Here is a 1,730-nt window from a genome sequence, read left to right on the forward strand (position 1 = left end):
TGATCTCCCCCGCGCGCGTGGCCAGGCCGCGCACACGGAATCCAGGTCCCCGGGCAGCGCCACGGTTCGGCGCGGCCGGTCAGTCCGCGTGTTTCCAGAAGTCGCCTCCGCAGTCTGCTTCCGGGAACGTTGATTTACGGAAGTACGGCACCCGCCGTGAACCCCAGACAGGTTACTCACGGGTTACCTGTCCTGTTGTCGGGTGTTCGGGAGAACCGGGCCGGAGGGGCGGCGGAAGGAAGGGCGTCGAAAAGACGGACATCTCCGAACGATTGCGGGCCGCGGACCGTCACATTCTCGTACCGAGACCCGAACCGAGGAGCTGAGTGCCGAGTGACAGCGAACACGCCTCGCCAGGGGCGTCACCGGGTGGTGACCGTGCTGGTCGCGTTGACCTCCGCCGGATTCGTACTGTACGCACTGGTGCGAACTCTGGGACTGGAGCGCGGATTTCCGCTCGTCCCCCTGCTCGCCTACGCCCCGCTCGTGCTGTTCGCGGCACCGGTGGCGCTGCTGGGCGCCGCCCTGCTCCGGCGCTGGTGGTCGGCCGCGGCCATCGCCCTGGCCGGGGTCCTGCTGGCGACCGCAATCCTGCCGCGCGCCTTCGAGAGCGGACCCGTGACCCCGGAGGGGCCACCCCTGCGGCTGTTCACCCTCAACGTGCACTTCGGGCACGTGGACCCGGACATCGTCGTGGACCTGGTCCGTGAACACGAGGTGGAACTGCTCGCCCTCCAGGAGGTCACCCCCGAAATGGTCACGGGGCTGGGCGAGGCCGGACTGGACGAGCTGCTCCCGTACGCGGTGGACCACTCCGCCCCGGCGGCGGCCGGAGGCTTGGTGCACTCGGTGTACCCGCTCGACGACCTCGGTGACGTGGGGCACGACATCGGCTCACTGGCCATGCCACGTGTCGGACTGACGGTCCCGGACGCCGCCGGACCGGTGGAGGTGGTGTCCGTCCACCCGATGCCCCCGCGCCGCCCCTCCACGATGGCCGCCTGGCGGGACGGGCTGCGCGGTCTACCCGAGGCCACCGACGACACCGTCCACATCCTCGCCGGGGACTTCAACACCACCCTGGACCACGCCGAGATGCGCGACGTCCTGGAGAGCGGTTACATCGACGCAGCCGCCCACCTGGGTCAGGGCCTGACCGGCACCTGGCCGGTGGGTGACCCACTGCCCAAGGTCGCCATCGATCACGTGCTGGTGGACGAGCGGGTCGGCGTGGTGGAACTGGAGTTCCTGGACGTGCCGGGCACCCCGCACCGCGCCCTGATGACCCACCTCACCCTGCCGGGCGGCCGGGCCTGAGACCCGGCCCAGGTGCTGGTCGGGGCGGTCCTGGCTCAGGGGTGTGTCAGGACCGGGGCGGGAGGCGGACCCTGTTCGGGCGGGTGGTCGCGGCTGGGTGGGGGCCGTGACCAGCGAGTGAATCCGGCGCGATGCCGGGGCGGCCGGGCGCGAGGGTCTTCGGCGTGTGGGATTGCGGTTCGGGCGATGCGGGCGAGGTTGGGGAGACGGGCGATGCCGAGCATCCCAGCGGCGACGCCATCGCCGCGCAAGCGGCAGTCGCACAGGACCTTCCAGGTTTTCATCCGTGCGGACGCGTGCTCTACGCGGGCGCGCCGGTGGGAGGCATGGTGTTCTTCCTTCCAGGCCGCCTCGGCCCCGGACTCGCCGTGGGCTCGGCGGAGGCCCGGTCGCCGCCGGTGTGGATGCGGATG

Annotated in this window: 1 protein-coding gene and 1 pseudogene; one reads left to right on the top strand and one right to left on the bottom strand. The window is 71.2% G+C overall.

The features are described from left to right. Nucleotides 1–333 precede the first annotated feature (333 nt). Complete coding sequence (locus D455_RS0128635) at nucleotides 334–1,317, top strand: endonuclease/exonuclease/phosphatase family protein (RefSeq protein ID WP_152487179.1); 984 nt, start codon at nucleotides 334–336, stop codon at nucleotides 1,315–1,317. 191 nt (nucleotides 1,318–1,508) lie between these two features. Here the strand turns inward: D455_RS0128635 and D455_RS33385 are convergent. Continuing rightward, nucleotides 1,509–1,730 (bottom strand): annotated as a pseudogene (locus D455_RS33385) (hypothetical protein); the annotation flags it as partial.

The organism is Nocardiopsis halotolerans DSM 44410, assembly GCF_000341065.1.
Classification (GTDB): Bacteria; Actinomycetota; Actinomycetes; order Streptosporangiales; family Streptosporangiaceae; genus Nocardiopsis; species Nocardiopsis halotolerans.